The 19,184-nt window shown below is 38.8% G+C and carries 16 protein-coding genes, 1 tRNA gene and 1 pseudogene; 8 read left to right on the forward strand and 10 right to left on the reverse strand.

Annotated features, from left to right (window positions below):
- Window positions 1-3 precede the first annotated feature (3 nt).
- The 5 genes from M1381_07660 to M1381_07680 form a co-directional block, all read right to left on the reverse strand.
- The gene (locus tag M1381_07660) at window positions 4-1,314 is read right to left on the reverse strand and encodes a thiolase domain-containing protein (protein ID MCL4478958.1); all 1,311 of its coding nucleotides are present in this window, start codon (window positions 1,312-1,314) and stop codon (window positions 4-6) included.
- A gap of 12 nt (window positions 1,315-1,326) precedes the next feature.
- Window positions 1,327-1,728: a cobalamin B12-binding domain-containing protein gene (locus M1381_07665; protein MCL4478959.1), complete on the reverse strand. Its 402-nt coding sequence runs from the start codon at window positions 1,726-1,728 to the stop codon at window positions 1,327-1,329.
- A 179-nt stretch (window positions 1,729-1,907) separates the two neighbouring features.
- The gene (locus M1381_07670; protein ID MCL4478960.1) at window positions 1,908-2,903 is read right to left on the reverse strand and encodes a hypothetical protein; all 996 of its coding nucleotides are present in this window, start codon (window positions 2,901-2,903) and stop codon (window positions 1,908-1,910) included.
- A gap of 28 nt (window positions 2,904-2,931) precedes the next feature.
- The gene (locus M1381_07675; GenBank protein ID MCL4478961.1) at window positions 2,932-4,104 is read right to left on the reverse strand and encodes an LL-diaminopimelate aminotransferase; all 1,173 of its coding nucleotides are present in this window, start codon (window positions 4,102-4,104) and stop codon (window positions 2,932-2,934) included.
- 62 nt (window positions 4,105-4,166) lie between these two features.
- Window positions 4,167-5,009, reverse strand: coding sequence for an SDR family NAD(P)-dependent oxidoreductase (locus M1381_07680; GenBank protein ID MCL4478962.1), 843 nt, complete (start codon window positions 5,007-5,009; stop codon window positions 4,167-4,169).
- A gap of 158 nt (window positions 5,010-5,167) precedes the next feature.
- Here M1381_07680 and M1381_07685 point away from each other — a divergent pair, with 158 nt between their 5' ends.
- A complete protein-coding gene (locus M1381_07685; protein ID MCL4478963.1) occupies window positions 5,168-6,235 on the forward strand; it encodes a lysophospholipase in 1,068 nt (355 codons plus the stop codon).
- A 57-nt stretch (window positions 6,236-6,292) separates the two neighbouring features.
- On the opposite strand, the gene M1381_07690 is transcribed toward M1381_07685, so the two are convergent.
- Entirely contained in the window at window positions 6,293-7,708 is a 1,416-nt protein-coding gene (locus M1381_07690; GenBank protein MCL4478964.1) for an aminotransferase class III-fold pyridoxal phosphate-dependent enzyme, read from the reverse strand.
- Window positions 7,709-8,164: 456 nt separating this feature from the next.
- Between M1381_07690 and M1381_07695 the strand changes: the two are divergent.
- A pseudogene (locus tag M1381_07695) lies at window positions 8,165-8,269 on the forward strand (SDR family NAD(P)-dependent oxidoreductase).
- Window positions 8,270-8,392: 123 nt separating this feature from the next.
- Window positions 8,393-8,623 carry a hypothetical protein gene (locus M1381_07700; protein ID MCL4478965.1) on the forward strand — a complete coding sequence of 77 codons (231 nt, stop codon included), beginning with the start codon at window positions 8,393-8,395 and terminating at the stop codon, window positions 8,621-8,623.
- Window positions 8,624-8,648: 25 nt separating this feature from the next.
- On the opposite strand, the gene M1381_07705 is transcribed toward M1381_07700, so the two are convergent.
- The 3 genes from M1381_07705 to M1381_07715 form a co-directional block, all read right to left on the reverse strand.
- Window positions 8,649-8,721, reverse strand: a tRNA-Phe gene (locus tag M1381_07705).
- A 181-nt stretch (window positions 8,722-8,902) separates the two neighbouring features.
- The gene (locus M1381_07710; GenBank protein MCL4478966.1) at window positions 8,903-9,280 is read right to left on the reverse strand and encodes a response regulator; all 378 of its coding nucleotides are present in this window, start codon (window positions 9,278-9,280) and stop codon (window positions 8,903-8,905) included.
- A gap of 16 nt (window positions 9,281-9,296) precedes the next feature.
- Window positions 9,297-10,133: a GAF domain-containing protein gene (locus M1381_07715; protein MCL4478967.1), complete on the reverse strand. Its 837-nt coding sequence runs from the start codon at window positions 10,131-10,133 to the stop codon at window positions 9,297-9,299.
- A gap of 237 nt (window positions 10,134-10,370) precedes the next feature.
- Between M1381_07715 and M1381_07720 the strand changes: the two genes are divergently transcribed.
- The 5 genes from M1381_07720 (at window position 10,371) to M1381_07740 (ending at window position 18,596) form a co-directional block, all read left to right on the forward strand.
- Complete coding sequence (locus tag M1381_07720; GenBank protein MCL4478968.1) at window positions 10,371-11,180, forward strand: hypothetical protein; 810 nt, start codon at window positions 10,371-10,373, stop codon at window positions 11,178-11,180.
- An 8-nt stretch (window positions 11,181-11,188) separates the two neighbouring features.
- Window positions 11,189-12,574: an exopolysaccharide biosynthesis polyprenyl glycosylphosphotransferase gene (locus M1381_07725; protein ID MCL4478969.1), complete on the forward strand. Its 1,386-nt coding sequence runs from the start codon at window positions 11,189-11,191 to the stop codon at window positions 12,572-12,574.
- Between the two features lie 2 nt (window positions 12,575-12,576).
- On the forward strand, window positions 12,577-15,237 hold the full coding sequence (gene glnD, locus M1381_07730) for a [protein-PII] uridylyltransferase (protein ID MCL4478970.1): 2,661 nt from the start codon (window positions 12,577-12,579) through the stop codon (window positions 15,235-15,237).
- A 120-nt stretch (window positions 15,238-15,357) separates the two neighbouring features.
- Window positions 15,358-16,257: a site-specific tyrosine recombinase XerD gene (gene xerD, locus M1381_07735; GenBank protein MCL4478971.1), complete on the forward strand. Its 900-nt coding sequence runs from the start codon at window positions 15,358-15,360 to the stop codon at window positions 16,255-16,257.
- 2 nt (window positions 16,258-16,259) lie between these two features.
- Window positions 16,260-18,596 carry a beta-galactosidase gene (locus M1381_07740; GenBank protein ID MCL4478972.1) on the forward strand — a complete coding sequence of 779 codons (2,337 nt, stop codon included), beginning with the start codon at window positions 16,260-16,262 and terminating at the stop codon, window positions 18,594-18,596.
- A gap of 13 nt (window positions 18,597-18,609) precedes the next feature.
- Here the strand turns inward: M1381_07740 and gmk are convergent, their stop codons facing one another.
- On the reverse strand, window positions 18,610-19,182 hold the full coding sequence (gene gmk / locus M1381_07745; protein ID MCL4478973.1) for a guanylate kinase: 573 nt from the start codon (window positions 19,180-19,182) through the stop codon (window positions 18,610-18,612).
- Window positions 19,183-19,184: the final 2 nt, after the last annotated feature.

A 19,184-nucleotide genomic window follows, 5' to 3' on the forward strand; every position in this document is an offset into this window, starting at 1 on the left:
TCCTTATGCCTTTTCAAGTATAGATACTGTTACATAAGTGCCTGTGCCTGCATGGCTGTGTATGGCACCCCTTTTTGCATTTTTAACCTGTAAGGTATCATCGCCAAAATGCTTTTTAATTGAATGCTGGATCTGCCATAATGCAAATACGGCCTGCATTAAACCTGTTGCACCTACCGGATGCCCGCAGGCGATCAGTCCTCCTGACGGGTTTACTGGTATCGTGCCCTGTTTTTTAAGCTTTAAACCATAATCAAGGTTTGGCATAAAGGGATTACCTTCTTCCACAAACTTTCCGCCTTCGCCGTACTTGCAAAGTCCCATATCTTCGTATGTCTGTATCTCTGACGATGTATACGCATCATGCAGCTCTACAAAATCAATCTGTTTTAAAGGATTATCGATATTTGCCATTTCGTACGCAAGTTTTGTTGCCATTCTCCCTGCTCTAAATGAATGTATACCGGGGTAATCGAGATCTTTATAATCATCAGGGCTTTCATGTGGAAGCAGTATAACCTTGCCATGCGGCCTATCAGCCATTCTCATAGCATCGGTGCCCCTGCCGACAGCCGAGATCTTTACAGGATTGAGTTTTGTGCCTGAAGCCTTTTCCAGTTTTTTTAACCCTTTTTCATTTGCAAGCAATGCAACTGCTGCACCATCAGACATTACACACACATCAAGCCTTGTTAATGGCCATGCAACCATTGGTGCGTTTCTTACATCCTCTATCGTAAGCTTCTCACGCTTTTGTGCATAAGGGTTATGATATGCATTAATATGATTTTTCACAGACACCCTTGCCATTTGCTCTACCTTAGTTCCAAATTCTTTCATGTGTCTTACAACCATCATTGCATAGTAACCTGTATAAAAACCTCCGACAGGATAATCAAAATTCATGTCTGATGCATTGGCTATAAACTCATTTCCCTTCCATGTGTTCACGTGTGACATGGTTTCAAATCCATAAGCAAGACAAACATCCATTACTCCGGACGCGACGGACTTATAAGCCTCCTGGAAACATATGCCTCCTGTAGCCCCGCCGCCCTCTACCCTATGACTTGGTTTCGGTACAAGCCCGAGATAATCCTGAACCATGATCCCTGCCATAAGTTGTCTGGTGAAGTGGTCTGAGAAGTAAGAGGCTACAGAGCCGTCTATTAAAGGATATGCATCCTTATGTGTAAGCCCTATATCATTTAGTGCATAATCGTAAGCCTTCTTTACCATAAGCTGAAATGTCATCTCAGGATGAGCCTTTGCAAATTTTGTTATACCGCCCGATACCATATAAACCGGTTCCATAAATTCTCCTTTCTACACTTTTGATTTTATGTTATTTTTTACAAAGTTTACTATTTCTTCCATACTCGTACCAGGTGTAAATAAACCCTTTACACCTATGCCTTTTAAATATTTAACATCCTCTTCAGGGATAATTCCACCGCCAAATACGGTTATGTCAGTTAACCCCTTTTCTTTTAACAGGTCTACAACCTTTTTAAACAGGGTATTATGTGCACCCGAAAGTATACTCAAACCTATTGCATCAACATCTTCCTGCAGTGCAGCCTCAACTATCATCTCAGGGGTTTGGTGCAGTCCGGTGTATATAACTTCATAACCCGCATCTCTTAGTAGCCTTGCAATGATCCTTGCGCCGCGGTCGTGTCCATCAAGACCCGGTTTGCCGATTAAAATCCTAATTTTTTTAGGCATAATACCTCCCGACTTGAACAGTAAATCATAAAAGTTTTTAAAAATGCAACATAACTTGAAGCCGTTGTTTATTTTTTATATCTACAAAGTCAAACCCCCAAATATACTCGGAGATAAACGAATATTATTCGGTATTTTATATAAACCGGTTCTTTTGTCAAGGTGCTATTTTTTGCTGTTTAAACAGAAAATAACCCGGTAAGCAGTGCAAATATTATTGATATATAACCCGGCATCTTCTTTACAATGAGTGATAGAATAAGCATAGCTGTCAATAGAATTGCAGAAAGCAGGGACGAAGATAAAATGAACCATATTGAAATGAAGAGATAGGTGTAGAGTAATTTCTTATTATGCTTGAGGTTTGAAATCATAGAGACCGTGAATATACCAAAGACAAACATATCAAGCGGACGAATAGAAATATCACGTTTTGTAATGACATCATAAATAAACACACCCGATAATCCGATAAATACATTCAGTATGGGCAATAACGAGATAGATCTAATGCTCTCGGCTATAAGTTCTCTTCCGTCCTCTGTAAAAGGAAGAACAAACAGCATTGCTAAATTGAATACAACAGCAAGAAACAATTTACCCCTTTCATTGCTAAAATGCGCTGCAAGCCATAAAAAAGGCTTCAGAGTATCGGTACTTTTTAAAGCGACTGACAATACGTATATAAGTATCACAGCGAGAAGGCTTTTGAATAAGTTTTTTGTTCGTACAAAAGAATATATGAATACAAGTAAAAGTATGATCGCGACTTCAAGCTTTATCCCAGGTGTGATGCCTGTTTTGCTATAAAAGAAAATGAGATTATGAAAAAAATGTAAAGAACCCGTATAATGATAGTATGATGGGTGGTGAAAAATATATTCGTCAAACACGGGCGGCATGATAATCAGCCAGAAACCGTATAAGAATAGATTGGATATGTTTTTGAGCGGTATGCTTGCAATTATCGAGACTATCGTTGTTCCAGCAAGAAATGCCAGCCAGAAATATGCAATAGCATCATATCTTAACATCAACGGGATGTTCATGTTAGCGGGATGAAAAATGCGAGCTTCAAACAATCCTCTTATCTCCGCATAAATTCCGACGACCAGATAAATGAACGGATAATAAAATCTGTCTTTTTCTAAAAATTTAAAAAAGCGATCAAGCATCTTTTATTTATCCTTAACAAATTCCTTATTATAGCATTGACTTTATGAACCCGTCTATTTTCTCACAAGCCTTTTCAAGCAGTTCTTCTTTATTTGTTACAGACATTCTGAAGTATCCTTCTCCCGATTTTCCGAAGCCGATACCAGGAGATACAACAACACCAGTTTGCTGTAACAGCTTCATCGTGAACGAGGTTGAGTCTATGCAGTCCGGCAGCTTTGTCCATATATAAAATGTAGCTGAATTATTGAACGGCTTGAGCCCTGATTTTATTAATTTAGTGGTAACCATATCCACACGTCGATGATAACACTCCCTCAATGGTTCTGATAATGCATCCCCAAGGGTTAATGCCTTTATTCCTGCCCATTGAACAGCTTGGAACACGCCCGAATCTATGTTCGTTTTTATTTTCCCAAGCCCTGCAATAAGTTCATCATTGCCGCACGCAAACCCTATACGCCATCCTGTCATGCTGAATGTTTTTGACAGGGAATGGAATTCTATAGCCACATCCATAGCACCTGGATACTCAAGTATAGAGTGGGTCTTCTCTTTAAAATACATTTCGGAATATGCAGCATCATGGGCAACAATAATATTATGGACCTTCGCAAACTCTATTATCTTCTTAAAAAAGGTGTGATCTGCAACTGCAGACGTCGGATTGTTGGGATAGTTTATAAATAACAATTTTGTCTTTTTTAATACACGTTCGGGTATACTGTTGAGGTCCGGCAGGAAACGGTTTTTTTCAATAAGCGGTAACGGATACGGATTACCCCCTGCAAATATTGTTGAAGCAAAATAAACAGGATAGCCTGGCTCTGTGTACAATACCACATCACCGGGATTAACAAACGCAATAGGGAAATGTGCTATACCTTCTTTTGAGCCTATCAATGAAAGTATTTGTTTTTTATAATCAAGTTTCACATTGAATCTTTTATAAAACCATTCTGCTGCCACTTCCCTGAATCTATCCATGCCAGAATAGGATGGATAGATATGGTTTGCGGGATCTTCCGAGGCAATTTTAAGTGCTTCAACGATATCTTTTGATGTCGGGATATCCGGATCCCCGACACCGAGGTCTATGACTTCCTTACCGCTCTTTATATATTCCGATTTGAGTCTATCGAGTTCTGCAAAAAGGTACGATGGTAAAACATATAGTCTGTCTGCGTATTTGAATGACATAACATTCTCCTGCTTATCGGGCAGGCATTACGGCCTGCCCGATACAACTATTAACATAATCCCTATTCGGCTAATATTTTATCTATTTGGGATGCGATATCCTGAGGTGTCCACATACCTTCCGGCCTGGTAACACCCTCGGTCATCTTCATATAGAACTGATAAAGCTTTCTGCCTTGTACCCCAAAGATCTTGCCTGTAATGCCCTTTGCAAGGTCGGAGGATAGGAACACAACAACAGGAGATATATATTCCGGCGCAAGTTCTTTTTCCTGTCCTTGAAACATGGGAAGGTCTTCTGTGAGCCTTGTATACGCGATGGGCGCAATGGCATTTACCGTTATGCCTGCTTTCTCAAGTTCCATTGCGTCCGTTTTTGTCATAGAGTATATACCGCCTTTTGCAGCACTGTAGTTTGTTTGCCCAAAGTTTCCAAGCAGGCCCGCTATGGATGTTGTATTTATGATTTTACCGCCCTGTCCCTGTTCTTTAAAAACCCTTGCTGCTGCCTGACTCATAGCGAATGTGCCTTTTAAATGAACCGATATAACGATATCCCATTCTGCTTCCGACATTTTCAATAATGTTTTATCTCGCAGTATACCGGCGTTATTAACGAGTATGTCGAGTCTACCAAAAGCATCAACGGCTGTTTTTACTATCTTTGCTGCACCTTCAATTGTTGCAACAGAATCATAATTTGCAGCAGCCTTACCACCCATCTTTTTGATCTCGTCTACTACCGTGTCGGCAAAATTCGTTGAAGTTCCCGACCCGTCTCTTGTGCCGCCGAGATCGTTTACAACAACCTTTGCCCCTTCTTTTGCAAGTGCAATGGCGTGCGACTTACCTATACCATTACCTGCACCCGTTACTATAGCTGCCTTTCCATCCAAAAGCCCCATAAAGCTACCTCCTTAAAATTTTGATAGATAAATCAATAAAGTCAATTGTTTGTTATGTCAATAAATTGATAATGTATTGTTGAATATTTAGTATAGTTAAACCTTTTTAGACCTTCTTCTTATTGTGCGATGCATAAAAATATGTTCTATTAAGTTTTATGATTTATCTGGCATTTTTATTTGCTGCTGTAGTATTGTTATTTGCATACACGCGAATCCTTTCAAAAAAATATGCAATCAAGACAATGTCCGATGAGATACATTTTATAAGTACATCGGATGATATAAAAATCGCGATTTTCAGGTACGTACCCAAAGGCGAACATACTCATAAAAAGCCGGTAATATTGTGTCATGGACTTGGGGCTAATATGCATAACTTTGATATAAGCGGAGGGTATTCATTAGCCCGGCACCTTTCAGAAGCCGGATACGATAGCTGGATATTGAATTTAAGGGGTGCGAATGTAAAAGGCATCATAGAGTATGATAACTGGGATTTTAGTTATGACGATTACTTAAAAAAGGATATTCCAGCTGCTGTTAAATATGTTCTTAATAAGACAGCAGAGGATAGGGTGTGCTGGGTAGGACACTCAATGGGAGGCATGTTATTGCATGCATTCCTTGTTACCGGTGGTGAGCAATTTGTAAAGGCAGGAGTTACGCTTGGTTCGCCTGCCGCATTTAACAACGCAAGGTCACATCTTGTAAAATTGATACGATTAAGGCTATTGATGAAACTTACCGTAAAGCTGCGATTTGATTCGTTTGCAAAACTCATCTCGCCTCTTACCGGTATACTTAATAGCTCGTTTGTAAAGTTTCAGATGAATGTAAAAAATGTTGATTATAACATCATCCGCACTGCTCAGTACAATGCTATAACACCGTTATCCACAAAGCTTCTCTTTCAGTTCGCATCATGGCTTAAACAAGGAGATATAAAGCTTTCAGACGGCACAAATGTAACAGCAAACCTTGATAAAGTTTCCATACCCATGCTCGTTATCTCCGGTGCAGAAGATATGATTGCACCTGTGAAAGATACCGTATTGGCTTATGAAAAATTCGCATCGGTTGATAAATCGTATATCGAACTTTCAAAATCTGATAAATTTTCTGCAGATTATGGACACATAGATATGGTTTTCGGCAAAAACGCTCCCAAAGAGGTTTATCCGGTAATAAGAAACTGGCTTGATTCAATAAATCAGTCCGGATAAGATCCCGGATGAGCAAACGTCCTTCCATGTTGCACTTTTTTGTCCGTATCTTTATCCTCAACCCTTTGGAATCAATGAAAGTGTGTATTCCCATGCCTTGATGGTTTTATCGAGTGCCTCTTTGTCATGCTGCATGCAGGTGTACATCCTTGAGCCTGCAAGGGTAAAGATCCCCTGATCGATTATCACCATTTGATAGTCCTGGGCAATATGTCTCCGTGTCATAACCTCATTGAAGACATCCGGATTATGAACGCTTACCGATAGCATGCCGGTTGTTTCATAGTGTATGATAGGACCAAAGTTAAATGCGAAAAACGGCAGGTCCTCCCTTGTGGAGAACAGAGTGTTCATCTCTTTTGTCAGTTTATCAGCATAGTCTGCTGCTTTCTGAACAGCATCGTTTTCTTCCATGAGTTTTAACGTATAATAACACGCGGCTGTTGATATCGGGTTTGCCGATAGGGTTCCTCCGATGTATGCCTTTTGACCTATACTGCCCACGCCCGAGCATATAGCCATAATGTCCTTTCTCCCGCCTATACCACCTGCTGCAGGATAGCCGTGTGCTATGATCTTCCCGAACACAACAATATCGGCATTAACATTGAAATATTTTTGTGCACCTGCCAGGCCAAGTCTGAACCCTGTAACAACCTCGTCAAAGATTAACAGTGCACCGTACACATCACACAGCTTTCTGATGGCATTGTTCCAGTCCGGGTGTACCGGGTGTGTGCCCGACTCACCGCCGATAGGCTCTACAATTACCGCTGCAATGCCGCCTTTGTTTTTATTTTCCTCAAATGCGGTCTTTAATCCTTCAAAATCATTGGGAAATACATCTACCATGTTGTTGAAACAATCGGAAGGTATGCCTGCTGATTCAAGCTGGCCTGCACCGGGCACATGTAGTGAGTATACAACCTGGTCGCTCCATCCGTGATAGCTGCCTCCGATCTTGATAATTTTGTCCTTCTGGGTGTATATCCGTGCAATACGCAGTGCCGCCATCACGCTTTCCGTACCCGACTGCAGGAACCTTACCATCTCGACGTTGGGCACGTGCTTTATAACTTCCTGTGCAGCGAGTATCTCGTACTCTGACGTGCATCCGGTAGAAGGACCCTTTTCTTTTATGATGTCTATGATCTTGTTATCAAGAGGATCATAATGATGTCCGAGTATAATCGGCGCTCCGGACATCAGATAATCAACGTATTCGTTACCGTCTATGTCCCACATCTTGTAGCCCTTTGCCCCGTCCATAGTGATAGGGAAGGGCTTTTCAAGGCTGAGGTTATGCTCAACGCCTCCCGGGATTACTTCCTTTGCCTTCTCATACAATGCGGCTGACCTGCCGTGTTGTGCATAATAACGTTCCTTAATTTTTGATAAAGTGCCCTCTGGTATGGGATGTGTTGGTGTATCAACAATGTGTTTTAGCCTGTCAATAATCTCCTGATATTCCATTTAATACCTCCTGAGACATCATTTATATACACTTCATAAAACCATTTATCCGAAAAATGCAATAAGAAGATAGAGACGTACTGTATATAGCTCTACTGATGAATTCCTCAATATTTTCAATCGCCATGCACACCATCAATTCTCAATCCAGCATCCATGAATCTGAGCAGATGACAGGCTTGATAGGGAATTCAGAATCTCAAATTTTCCTTGTATCCGGTTAGCCCTTCTTATTTATATCGGAGTAATAGAAACAGTACATCTGCCCTGTCAATTATATATATCCACATACGGTATAAAGATCCAAGATAAGCTCTAAGTGTGGCACTTGCCGGTTGAATGTAGTTTAGTTAATAAAATTAGTTTGAATAAGATAGAGCAAAGAAATTTTAAATACGAAATCTGATAAATTTACGATTTTACTTTAGAGCGACCGTAAAAAGGAGACCAATCATTATGGAACTTGGTTTAAATGGTAAAGTAATACTTATAACAGGGGCAAGCAAGGGTATTGGAGCAGCCATTGCCACTGCTCTTGCATATCATGGTGCAGCAGTGATTTGAAGGATTTTGCCCTTAACTGTTACTTCGGCAAAATACTTCTTTACAATCCAAGTTCCCAGAGTTTTAATGAAATTTCTTTATATTCTGTAATACTGCAACCCGGTATTCTTGCAAGTACATGTGAACCGATATGGAATACCAATTCAAGTGCTCAGCGGAGATAAAATTGTACTTTATCCGGCTATTACGTCTGCCATCTTGCCGTGCGATGCTTATGGCCAAGCTGTGGATCCCTTAAGCTATGTATGGACTATAGGTGGTGTACCCATGTTTACCGGTTCGACTGCTGTATGGGATTCACCTGGGATACATAGGAATTACACAGTAAGTGTAGCGGCAAGAGCATTATAAAAACCGGACATTTTAATCTCAAAAATGGCCAGAGACGGAATTGAACCGCCGACACGCGGATTTTCAGTCCGCTGCTCTACCGACTGAGCTATCTGGCCAGTAGATATCTATTATGTAGAAGAACGATTATAGTCAAGTTTTTTCTATCAGTCTCGGTTAATCAAAAAAACGAAATATTGATAATAAATCTGATTTAAAGAAGGGTATTGAGAGCAAACATATTCAATGAATACCTCGTGTAGGTAAAACGAGGTTCTTAGCAGATAACTTATAAATCCGCTATTTTATATTGAGGTATGTTTTTACAGTTTCAAGTACTTGTGATCCTGAGATAGGTTTGGTTACATAAGTATTTGCACCCAATGCCATAGCGCGATCTTTATCTTCCTGCGCGCCCTCTGTTGTAATAATAATGATGGGTGTTTCTTTGTAAGTAGGGTCCTTTCTTACAAGGCTTACAAGTTTTAATCCATCCATTACAGGCATATTAATATCCGTTATTATGATATTAAAAGAATCTTGCGAGAGTTTTTTTAAGCCATCAACTCCATCACTTGCTTCCACTATTCTTGAATTTTTAAGCCTCTTAAGTGCAAATGATATGAGTTGCCTCATTGTTGGCGAATCTTCAACGATTAAGATTTTATACTCTTCCATGATCAGATCCCATTCTTTATTTTGTAAGCAGGTCTATAAAACCCTGAATAGTGGAAAGCTTTCTCTCCGACTCAGAGAAAAGCTTGGAACTAAATATCGCCGTAGCTGCGTGCCCTGCAAGCAATGTAAACAATTCATGATCAAGCGGTGTAAAGGTTTTTTTCTGCTGTAGCAGTTTGTAAATCACTATTACTCCTATGACATGCTCTTTTATTTTTAACGGTATTGCTACCAGAGGATGTATCCAATCGATCTTTGCAGGATCCGAGATATCCTCCATGAAGTATGACTCCCCTGTCTTAGCTGCCCTACCTATAATACCCGAGCCGACATTTATCGACGGCACCTGCCCGTCGTCTATACCTTCTGATGCCATCATTTTAAGCTCGTGTGTTTTTTCATCAAGTAAAAATATACCAAATTCTTCAGCACCGACAAGGTTTATTATTATTTCAAGTATGATCTGCAGAACTTCTTTAAAATCAAGGGTTGAATGAAGCTGATAGCTTGCTATATAAAGATTTGCAAGATTGTTGTTCTCTTCTTCTACTTCTATGTATCTTTGTGCAAAGTCTTTATTCTCATTTTCAATCTCTTTTATTCGTACGGCTATCTCTTCTTTTTCTTGTTTCAGCTCAGATATCTGCTGCATAAGTGTTTCGTACTGCTCGTTCTGAGCGGCAGGCGACTTTTTTATCGATTTATTGTCTTCTTCAAGCTGTAGTATTTTATATCTTAGCTTTTCATTCGTTTTTAAAAGCTCCTGAGTAAACTCCGCTCCCTTTTTAAATATCTGTAAAAACTCTTCAGCTCTATCAAAAATATTTCGTTCCTTCTCTTCTTTTTTGTCCATGGTATAACCTCTGATTTAATTAGTTGATATGTTACAATACAAAAAATGTCAATAAAAGTATTTTTCTTATTATACAGATACGATGATTCTCAATTAATTCTATCCATAATCCATTATGTTAACATAATGGGTGTGATGGGGAAGTTTACTTGCGCGATAAATGGTATTTGTGTAACACCTGACTATATATCTTTATTAACTAGACTATATGTGATACAAAAAAATAAGGAGGTAGTTATGAATAAGGTTTTCTTGTTTTTTATGGTTACGATTACGACTATTATAAGTGTATCAGTATCTGCTAATGCAAGAGTGGTTGCAGATCCCCTTGATACACACGCAAGGCTTCTAATTGGTTTAGGCACAGGCAACTGGAAACAAAATACAAATAGCGTCTCCGCATCAAATATTCACAATTCAAGTTTCTCGGGATATCTTGAAGATGATTCAGAAGGTTTATACCTTGCGTATCATGTAATGCTTGATGGCGGCGGCCTTGGTTCTGTAACATTTTCAGACGGGACAACCACAAATAAATCATTTATCGCAGATATCAATATGGATTTTCAGGGTGTCGTATACACAACAAGAGGTTTATCCATCATGGTTGGTCCCTACTTCGGGCTGACATCGGTCGGTATAGGTGGGGCATCAACAAGCAGCCTGTCCTTAACAAATTCATCCTTCAAAGGCGATGCAGAGGCTATAATCATATCAAGCATTGGTGCATCATTAAGGGTGCACAGTTTTATTGGTAACCATATTGAGCTAACATTACTTGGTTATTACGGGTTCTACACACCTTATTCAAATATCACCACAATTTCTGCGGATACAAATCTGTTAACTACAAACACTTCAAGCAGAACCTACGGTTTTGATAATATATCGGATATTGGCATTGGGCTGCAGCTCGGTATAAGGATTATGAGACAGGTTGGAATATTTATCGCAGGTAAATACGCAAATACTACAGCATCAAATAACGGTATGAGTATAAATATTAACTCATTAAACGGAATCATAGGACTTGGACTTTGGTTTTAATATAGAATATGAAACAATGGCTATTGAGAAGGACGCATTTTGTAATCCTCGTATCTGATGCCATACTGATATCCATATCATGGTTCGGAGCATACTGGTTAAGAATTTTTATTGCACCGTTATTCGGCTATGAAATAAATTCTTTAAAAATATATTCCGAATTTTACCCAATCATGTTTTTGCTGTGGATCATAACAAACAGCATATTCGGCATATACAAACCAAGAAAAATCAAAAAACCTCTTGAGGAATTTCAACTCATTATACGCGGGGTAACTCTATCCGCGCTTGTTGTAATGTCGGCATCATTCCTTATAAAGGAATATGATTTTGCCAGATCCGTTGTACTGATTTTTATTTCATTAAATTTTATACTAACAGGGATATCAAGGCTCATACTTTTCAGTGTTCATGAGAAATATATGAAACTTGGTTATGGTAATACCAAGTGTATTATAATAGGTGCAGGCACCACAGGTATAAGGGCACTCCAGAGGATATCGGATCACCCTGAAAAGGGTTATAAAGTAATAGGTTTTCTTGATGACGATATCAACAAATCAGGTATTTCCATATCAAATATACCTGTTCTCGGTACAGTGGACGATATAAGGGGGATAGTTGATAAACACAAAATAGAAGAGGTAATCATTGCAATTCCTTCTCTGTCACATAATAGGATAATGGATCTCATAATGAGATGCGAGGGTGTATCGGTTGGATTCAGGATCGTATCGGATTTATTCGGAGTGCTTGCGCACAATGCTGACATAGAATTTATAGAAGATTTTCCTGTATTTGATCTTAAAGAAGAAAAGAACAACCTCGTTTATGAGATACTAAAAAGAGCTATGGATATAATCATTACCTCTATGCTTATCATATTGTCTTTGCCGGTATGGATAATAATTCCACTAATGATAAGGCTTGATTCAGAAGGCGGCATTTTTTTTATACACGAAAGAATAGGGATAAACGGAAGGCCTTTTAATATATATAAGTTTCGGACAATGCATTCTGATACGGCTCCTTATAACTACTCCCCGAGCAAAGGTGAAGATGCACGAATAACAAAGGTTGGCAAATTTTTGAGACAAACAAGTATGGATGAGCTTCCAAACCTTATAAACGTAATCAAAGGGGAGATGAGTATTGTCGGGCCAAGACCTGAGATGCCGTTTATTGTAGAACAGTATGAGGAATGGCAAAAAAAAAGACTCACCGTAAAACCCGGGATAACAGGATTATGGCAAATTCTTGGCAGAAAAGATATCCCTCTTCATAACAATCTTGAGTATGATTTTTACTACATAAAAAACCGTTCTCTTTTGCTTGATATGATCATTGTTCTACGCACCATTCCTGCAATCCTTTCCAGAAAAGGAGCATATTGATAATGCAGAATGATATAAGGGAACAGCTTGATAAACTCCTCTTGCCGCTTATCGGTAGCATAACCGGCTCCAATAGAAATATGGTTACAAAAGAGTTCATATCAACATTGCGCGGAAAGCTGAGAGAAGCTCATAATTCAGGGCTTGGTGGGTACGAATTTTCGGTAATATTCAGCGATTTTATCGACGGGCTTATGAAAGCACTTTTTGCACTATCAAACAATAGATTACCTGAGAATACGGCAGTACTTGCACTCGGGGGCTACGGCAGAAGTGAACTAAATGCATATTCTGATATTGACCTGCTCTTTCTTTACAAGGACATGCTGTCCGAGGCTTTTCAAAATAGCATACTGTATCCGTTGTGGGACACAAAGATCGAGATTGGACACAGTTCAAGAACGGTTGACGAATGTATAGAGGATGCTGAATCGGACCCAACAATACTTACTTCATTGATGGACATAAGATTTATAGCAGGCGATTACAGACTTTATGAATCATTGCATATGAGATTTTTAAAGCTGGTTCGTGCAGGTGCTTATACCTTTTTTACGGATAGAGAAAAAGAGATAAGCAAAAGAAGGGAAAAGTATTCCAATTCGGTTTATACGCTTGAACCAAACATAAAAGAGGGTCCCGGAGGCTTGAGAGATGTCCATAATATGGTGTGGCTTACAAAACTATTCAACGATATAACCTCAATCAAAGATTTAAAAACTATTCCTTTCTTTGACAGGGAATCTTATGAACAGTTCATGTCAAGTTATAACCTGCTAATGAGGATAAGAAATGAAAATCATTTTGAAAGTAATGTAAAGAATGATCGTTTGACGCTCGATATGCAAAAGCATCTATCAGACTTTTTACATTATGAGAATGAAGAAGATATACTTGGTGTTGAAAAGTTCCTGAGTGATTTTTACGGGGTTATGCATCAAATCCAGGAAGTGGTGGATGATTATATCAAGTATCTCAGGAACGTCAATTTCAATAAATCAGGCGAACAGGAAATTAAGAATATTGGTTCATCCTATATTGTCAAAAACGATCAACTCATGTTTGAAGATAATCATCCAGAATTTTATTTGAAACATCCCGAGGAGATCATAAGTACATTTAAAATACTTGCTTACAATAATCTGAGCGCAGATATAGCACTGAAGAATGCAATCAAACGGGCTCTAACAAAGCTTGAGCAGGATGATGAACTCGACAGAATCTATCCGTACTTTCTCAAGATATTCGCAGAAAAATCTTCCGCCAAAATCCTTCGCATGATGAATAATTATGGTGTTTTATGCATAATCATAAGGGAGTTTAAAACAATAGCTTTTAGGGTTCAGTATGACATGTATCATATTTACACAGTTGGCACTCATTCTATAAAGGCCATAGAACAGATAGAGAAGATTCCAAATGATGACGAGGATCCCTTTACAGAATCCATATACAATCAAATAAAGAATAAACAGATACTTATGCTTGCAGCGTTTCTCCATGATATAGGGAAAGGTCATGGCAAGGATCACGCAAGAAAAGGCAGCGAGATAGCACATAGAATTGTATTAAGACTCGGTATCTCGCCAACAGATGCTGATCTGGTAGCATTTTTAGTAAGGAACCATTTAATATTATCGGATACGGCACAGAGAAGGGATCTGAATGATGAAAAGCTTATATATGAATTTTCAAGCCTTGTAAAAAGAAGAGAAAATCTCAAAATGCTTTATATCCTTACAATAGCAGATCTCAAAGCCGTTGCCCCCGGTGTATGGACGGAATGGAAAGGTTCATTAATAAAAGAGTTATTTAAAAAGTCCGAGGAGGCACTTGAACAGGGGCTGGATATGGCAAGGCTAACAACAGAGAGATATATTCGTGTTAGAGAAGAGGTAACAAAAATATTATTAAGCACTATCGACAGCGGTATGATAGATGAATTCCTTGATGGCTTTAGGCCAAGATATTTTACATCCTATTCTTCCCAGGAGATAGTAGAGCACTTCGGTTTGATTGTTAAGTTTAAAATGGATGGCTCTTTGTCTGTGGCAAGTATGGTAAATTCACAACTTGGATACACAAAAATCAGTGTTTGCACAGCAGATAAACCAGGGCTTTTTGCAACCATTGCAGGCGTTCTAACAGCTAATGGGGCAAATATCATGGACGCAAACATAATGGTTAGAACGGATGGTATTGTAATAGACGTATTCAGGGTTGAGGACCTTGATAAGATTCACCCTTTTGCTGAATATAAATTTGATAAGTTTAAAAATGATTTGAGAGAATGCTTGTCGGGTAAATCGAATGTTGATATACTAATGACACAAAGATTTAAGCCATCCATACTGAAAGAAAAGGTTATAAACAAATTACCAACAGAGATTATTGTTAACGAAGATGTTTCAGACATATACACCCTTGTAGAGATTTATACGCAGGATAGACAGGGTCTTCTTTATGACATAACAAGCACTATATCAAAACTCAGTCTCAATATTGCTATTGCAAAGGTTACCACAAGGGTGGATCAGGTGGCTGACATATTTTATCTTGAAAAGATAAATGGCGGGAAAACCTTAAATAAAAAAGAGACTGAGAACCTTGTCTACGAGCTTACACATGTGATAGATAAAAAAGGAAATGCAGTACCCAAATAACGCGTTTGAAGAAAATATGTATTTTATTATAGGGTTTGCCCTACGTGTGGATTACAGGTTTGCATGGTTTTATTAATCAGACCCCTGCCGGTATTGCACCTTTTGGAGGTATAAACTAAAATGAATATAGATAATGCGGTAGACAACTTTATAAACTATATCGCAACCGAAAAAGGCTTATCAAACAATACGATTCTGTCATATAGCAGCGACCTGAAAAGATTTATAGAATATCTTGATAAATCATCCGTAACGGATACCCAGGATATAAAAACCGATATGATTGTACGGTTTTTAAAGATGCTGAAAAAGAATGGGCTGAGTCACACATCTGTTATGAGATATCAGGTAACAATAAGAAATTTTTTTAAATTTCTTATGAAGCAAAGTGTTACTAAATCCGATCCGGCTCATATTCTTGAGCTGCCTAAAAGGGATAGAAAACTTCCGGATACAATGAATGAAAACGAGATAAATCTTATTTTAAGCGCTCCTTCCATGCTCAAAGATAAAAAAAGATATTTCAGGGACAATGCCATGTTTGAGACTTTATACGCAACCGGAATCCGTGTATCAGAACTCGTTGGTTTAAAACTCAATGATCTTGAAATGACTGCTGGCTATATTAAAGTAAAGGGCAAAGGCAGTAAGGAGAGACTCATCCCTTTTGGAGAAGCGGCAAAAGATGCAATACAGCAATACCTTGAGCATTCAAGACAATTATATCTCAAACATAATGTAGACTATCTATTTTTAACAGAACGGCACAATCGTTTCACAAGACAGGGTTTCTGGAAGTTATTAAAAGAATATCTGAAGATACTTGATATAAAAAAACACATATCACCTCATACATTAAGACACTCTTTTGCAACACACATGCTCGAACACGGCGCAGATCTCCGATCTGTTCAGCTTATGCTTGGCCATTCGGATATATCAACCACACAGGTATATACCCATCTCAATACAGAGATTTTAAAACAGATGTATGACAAATTCCATCCAAGGAGTGGTTAATTATGCTAATATCATTAAAATCAAAGTTGCTGTTCTTGGTAGCCATCATATCGTTATTTATAGGATGTTCAAGGAATGGAGCCGGGATTATGAAAGAACCATCCCTGGATAAGTATGGCGGTTTAACAGATATCAGCGGGAATAATCAATCAGGGTTCTTCAGAACACAGCTTATAAATAACAGATGGCTTTTTGTTGATCCGGATAATCATCCTTTTTTCTCACTCGGCATTAATCATGTCAGTTTTTATGGAGATGAATCGCCCTTATTAGGGTTTGCCGAGTATCCCCATAATTTATTATCCTTGTTCCCATCATACTTTTCACAATACGCAACAGAGCAATGGGTGCAGGAGGTTATAAACAGGTACAAAGAACTTGGTTTTAACACACTCGGGGCATGGTCTGACAATGGGCTTACCACATTTCAAGATGAAATTCCGTATACAGTTATCTTAGGTTTTGCAAGTTCTGTTGAGGGTGGTTTTGGCTCTGATAACTGCCCATCTGTCAGTAATGGTTTTTCATCAGATTTTCCCGACGTTTATGACCCCAGGTTTAAGAAGGATGCTTATACGTATGCGCAACAGGCAATCATGCCGGGTTTTATGAACGACCCGTGGCTTGTGGGTTATTTCATCGATAATGAGCTATCATGGTTTGGCGGCGCCCAGTTAATATACAATCCTGCCCATACACTTGCCGATGATTTTATTGCACTGCCATCTACGTATGCCGGTAAACAGTACTGGGTAAATACTTTTCTACAACAAAAATTGGGGTATAGCCTTGATATGCTGAATCAGCTTTATGGTACAACATTTACACGCTGGTCTCAATTACTCGATATTACCGGACTTCCCGATGATTCATCACATCCTCAGATACAATTGGATAAACAGGCATTTCTTTATGATATAGCACTTACATATTTTTCCGTAACAAACGCAGCGATCAAGTCCGTGGACCCGAATCATCTTAATTTATGTGCAAGGTTTGCATCTTATGCGCCCGATCAGGTAGTTGAAGCCGCATCTCAATATTGCGATGTCATAAGCGTAAATGATTACTATGCACTTGATAATTCCTTATCCAACATTGTCCTCGGAGATCCTGTTAAAAGATGGGAACACATGCTCTGGCTTTCAACTATATTTAACCCTTATTATGGTAAGCCTTTTATGCAGTCAGAGTTCGGGACAAGGGCAGAAGATTCAGGCCTGCCGAATTTAGACGGCGCCGGTTGGTCTGTTAAAACACAGAACGACAGAGGCCAATTTTACAGAGAAGACATTAATAGACTTCTATCTCTAAAGATAAACGGTATTACATTCTTGGCAGGCTTTCATTGGTTCGAATGGTCGGATGAGCCGGCAACAGGCAGGTTTGATGGCGAAAACAGCAATTACGGCTTTGTTAATATAAAGGATGAGCTGTATGAAACCTTTTTTAATAGTATTATCAATACAACAACAATGCTTTTTGCTCAACTCGCAGATATCAATAACCCTGCATTGAATTCACCCGATTTCATAACATCAACATCCGGCAATAATGGCGGTATAGTTTTAGGCTGGGATGCTGTTAAAGGTGCCGATAGCTATACAGTTATCTTATCTCCGTACAGGAGTATGCCTGAAAGGTTTACGTTGAGGTTTAACAACATATATGAAACGAGTTTTACGATTCCATATAACCTGCCTCAAGGACGGTGGTGGTTCAGTGTGAAAGCAGACGGCTTGAATAACATTCAAAGCGACTTCACCACGGTTACAGGTTTTGATATCACTGCACCGGATAATAGTGCAGTATCATGTATGAGTATGAACAATCTAAGCTGCTTTACAAATAATATCGTGGACACATTTCCTCAACCCGACAACAGTATCGGCTCTGCTGTAATATTGCCGTCAACAAATATCAGGGACATAGGCACACAATCGGGTAGAATTAGTTTTACACTCAATAGTCTTTCCCTGCTTGTGGCATTGAACAGTTTAACCGAAGTAACCTTATCTATGAATCAATCCATTCCTACAACAGGATTTAATACCTTGAGTTTTGATGTCTATCCGGAGGCTGTTTACACTCCATCAGGTCGCTACAGAAGTGCAACTGATTTTGTAAATGTGAGATTGACAAACAATGGAGTTGTTTTTTATGACTCAGCTTTACCGCAATCTCTACCCGCATTTCAATGGTCGACGATATCAATACCTATTACAGGAACATATGTATTGGTTTCATTTTATGTAAACAAAAACACATCCGATATCCCTTATGATCAAAGGATCACATTTTACCTTGATAATATGAATTTGACCCAAAAAATACGATGACGCACTAATCCAGTTACTTCGCAGACTTCTCTGTTTTTTTTAAACGCATTATTTTGCTTAGCCTATCAACGGCATTATCAAGATTATCATTAATAACCGTAAAATCAAAATTCGGATTTTCCTTCAGCTCCATCTTTGCCCTGTCTAATCTCATACTTACATGATCCTGCTCTCCCCGTTCTTCTAATCTCTGCTTGAGGGTATCCATGGTAGGTGGTTCTATAAAGATGGATAAAGAATCGGGATACTGTGATTTTATTGATTTTGCGCCGTTCACATCTATAACGAGCATAGCATCCATGCCAGATGATACGATCCTTTCTATGCCTTGTTTTGGCGTACCGTATCTATGATTATTTACAACCGCCCATTCGGCAAGTTCATTATCATTTATAAGTTTTGAAAAGGCTGCATCATCCACAAACCAATAATCTTCGCCGTTTTTTTCATTTCCCCTTGGTTTTCTTGTTGTGTATGTGATGCACCTTGATAGATTTTTAACACTTTTAAGGAGCATATTAACAAGCGTTGTTTTACCAACACCAGATGGACCGGAGATAATAATTATTTGACCCTTTTTATCCATAC

The sequence above is a fragment of the Deltaproteobacteria bacterium genome (genome assembly GCA_023382265.1).
GTDB lineage: Bacteria > JAMCPX01 > JAMCPX01 > JAMCPX01 > JAMCPX01 > JAMCPX01.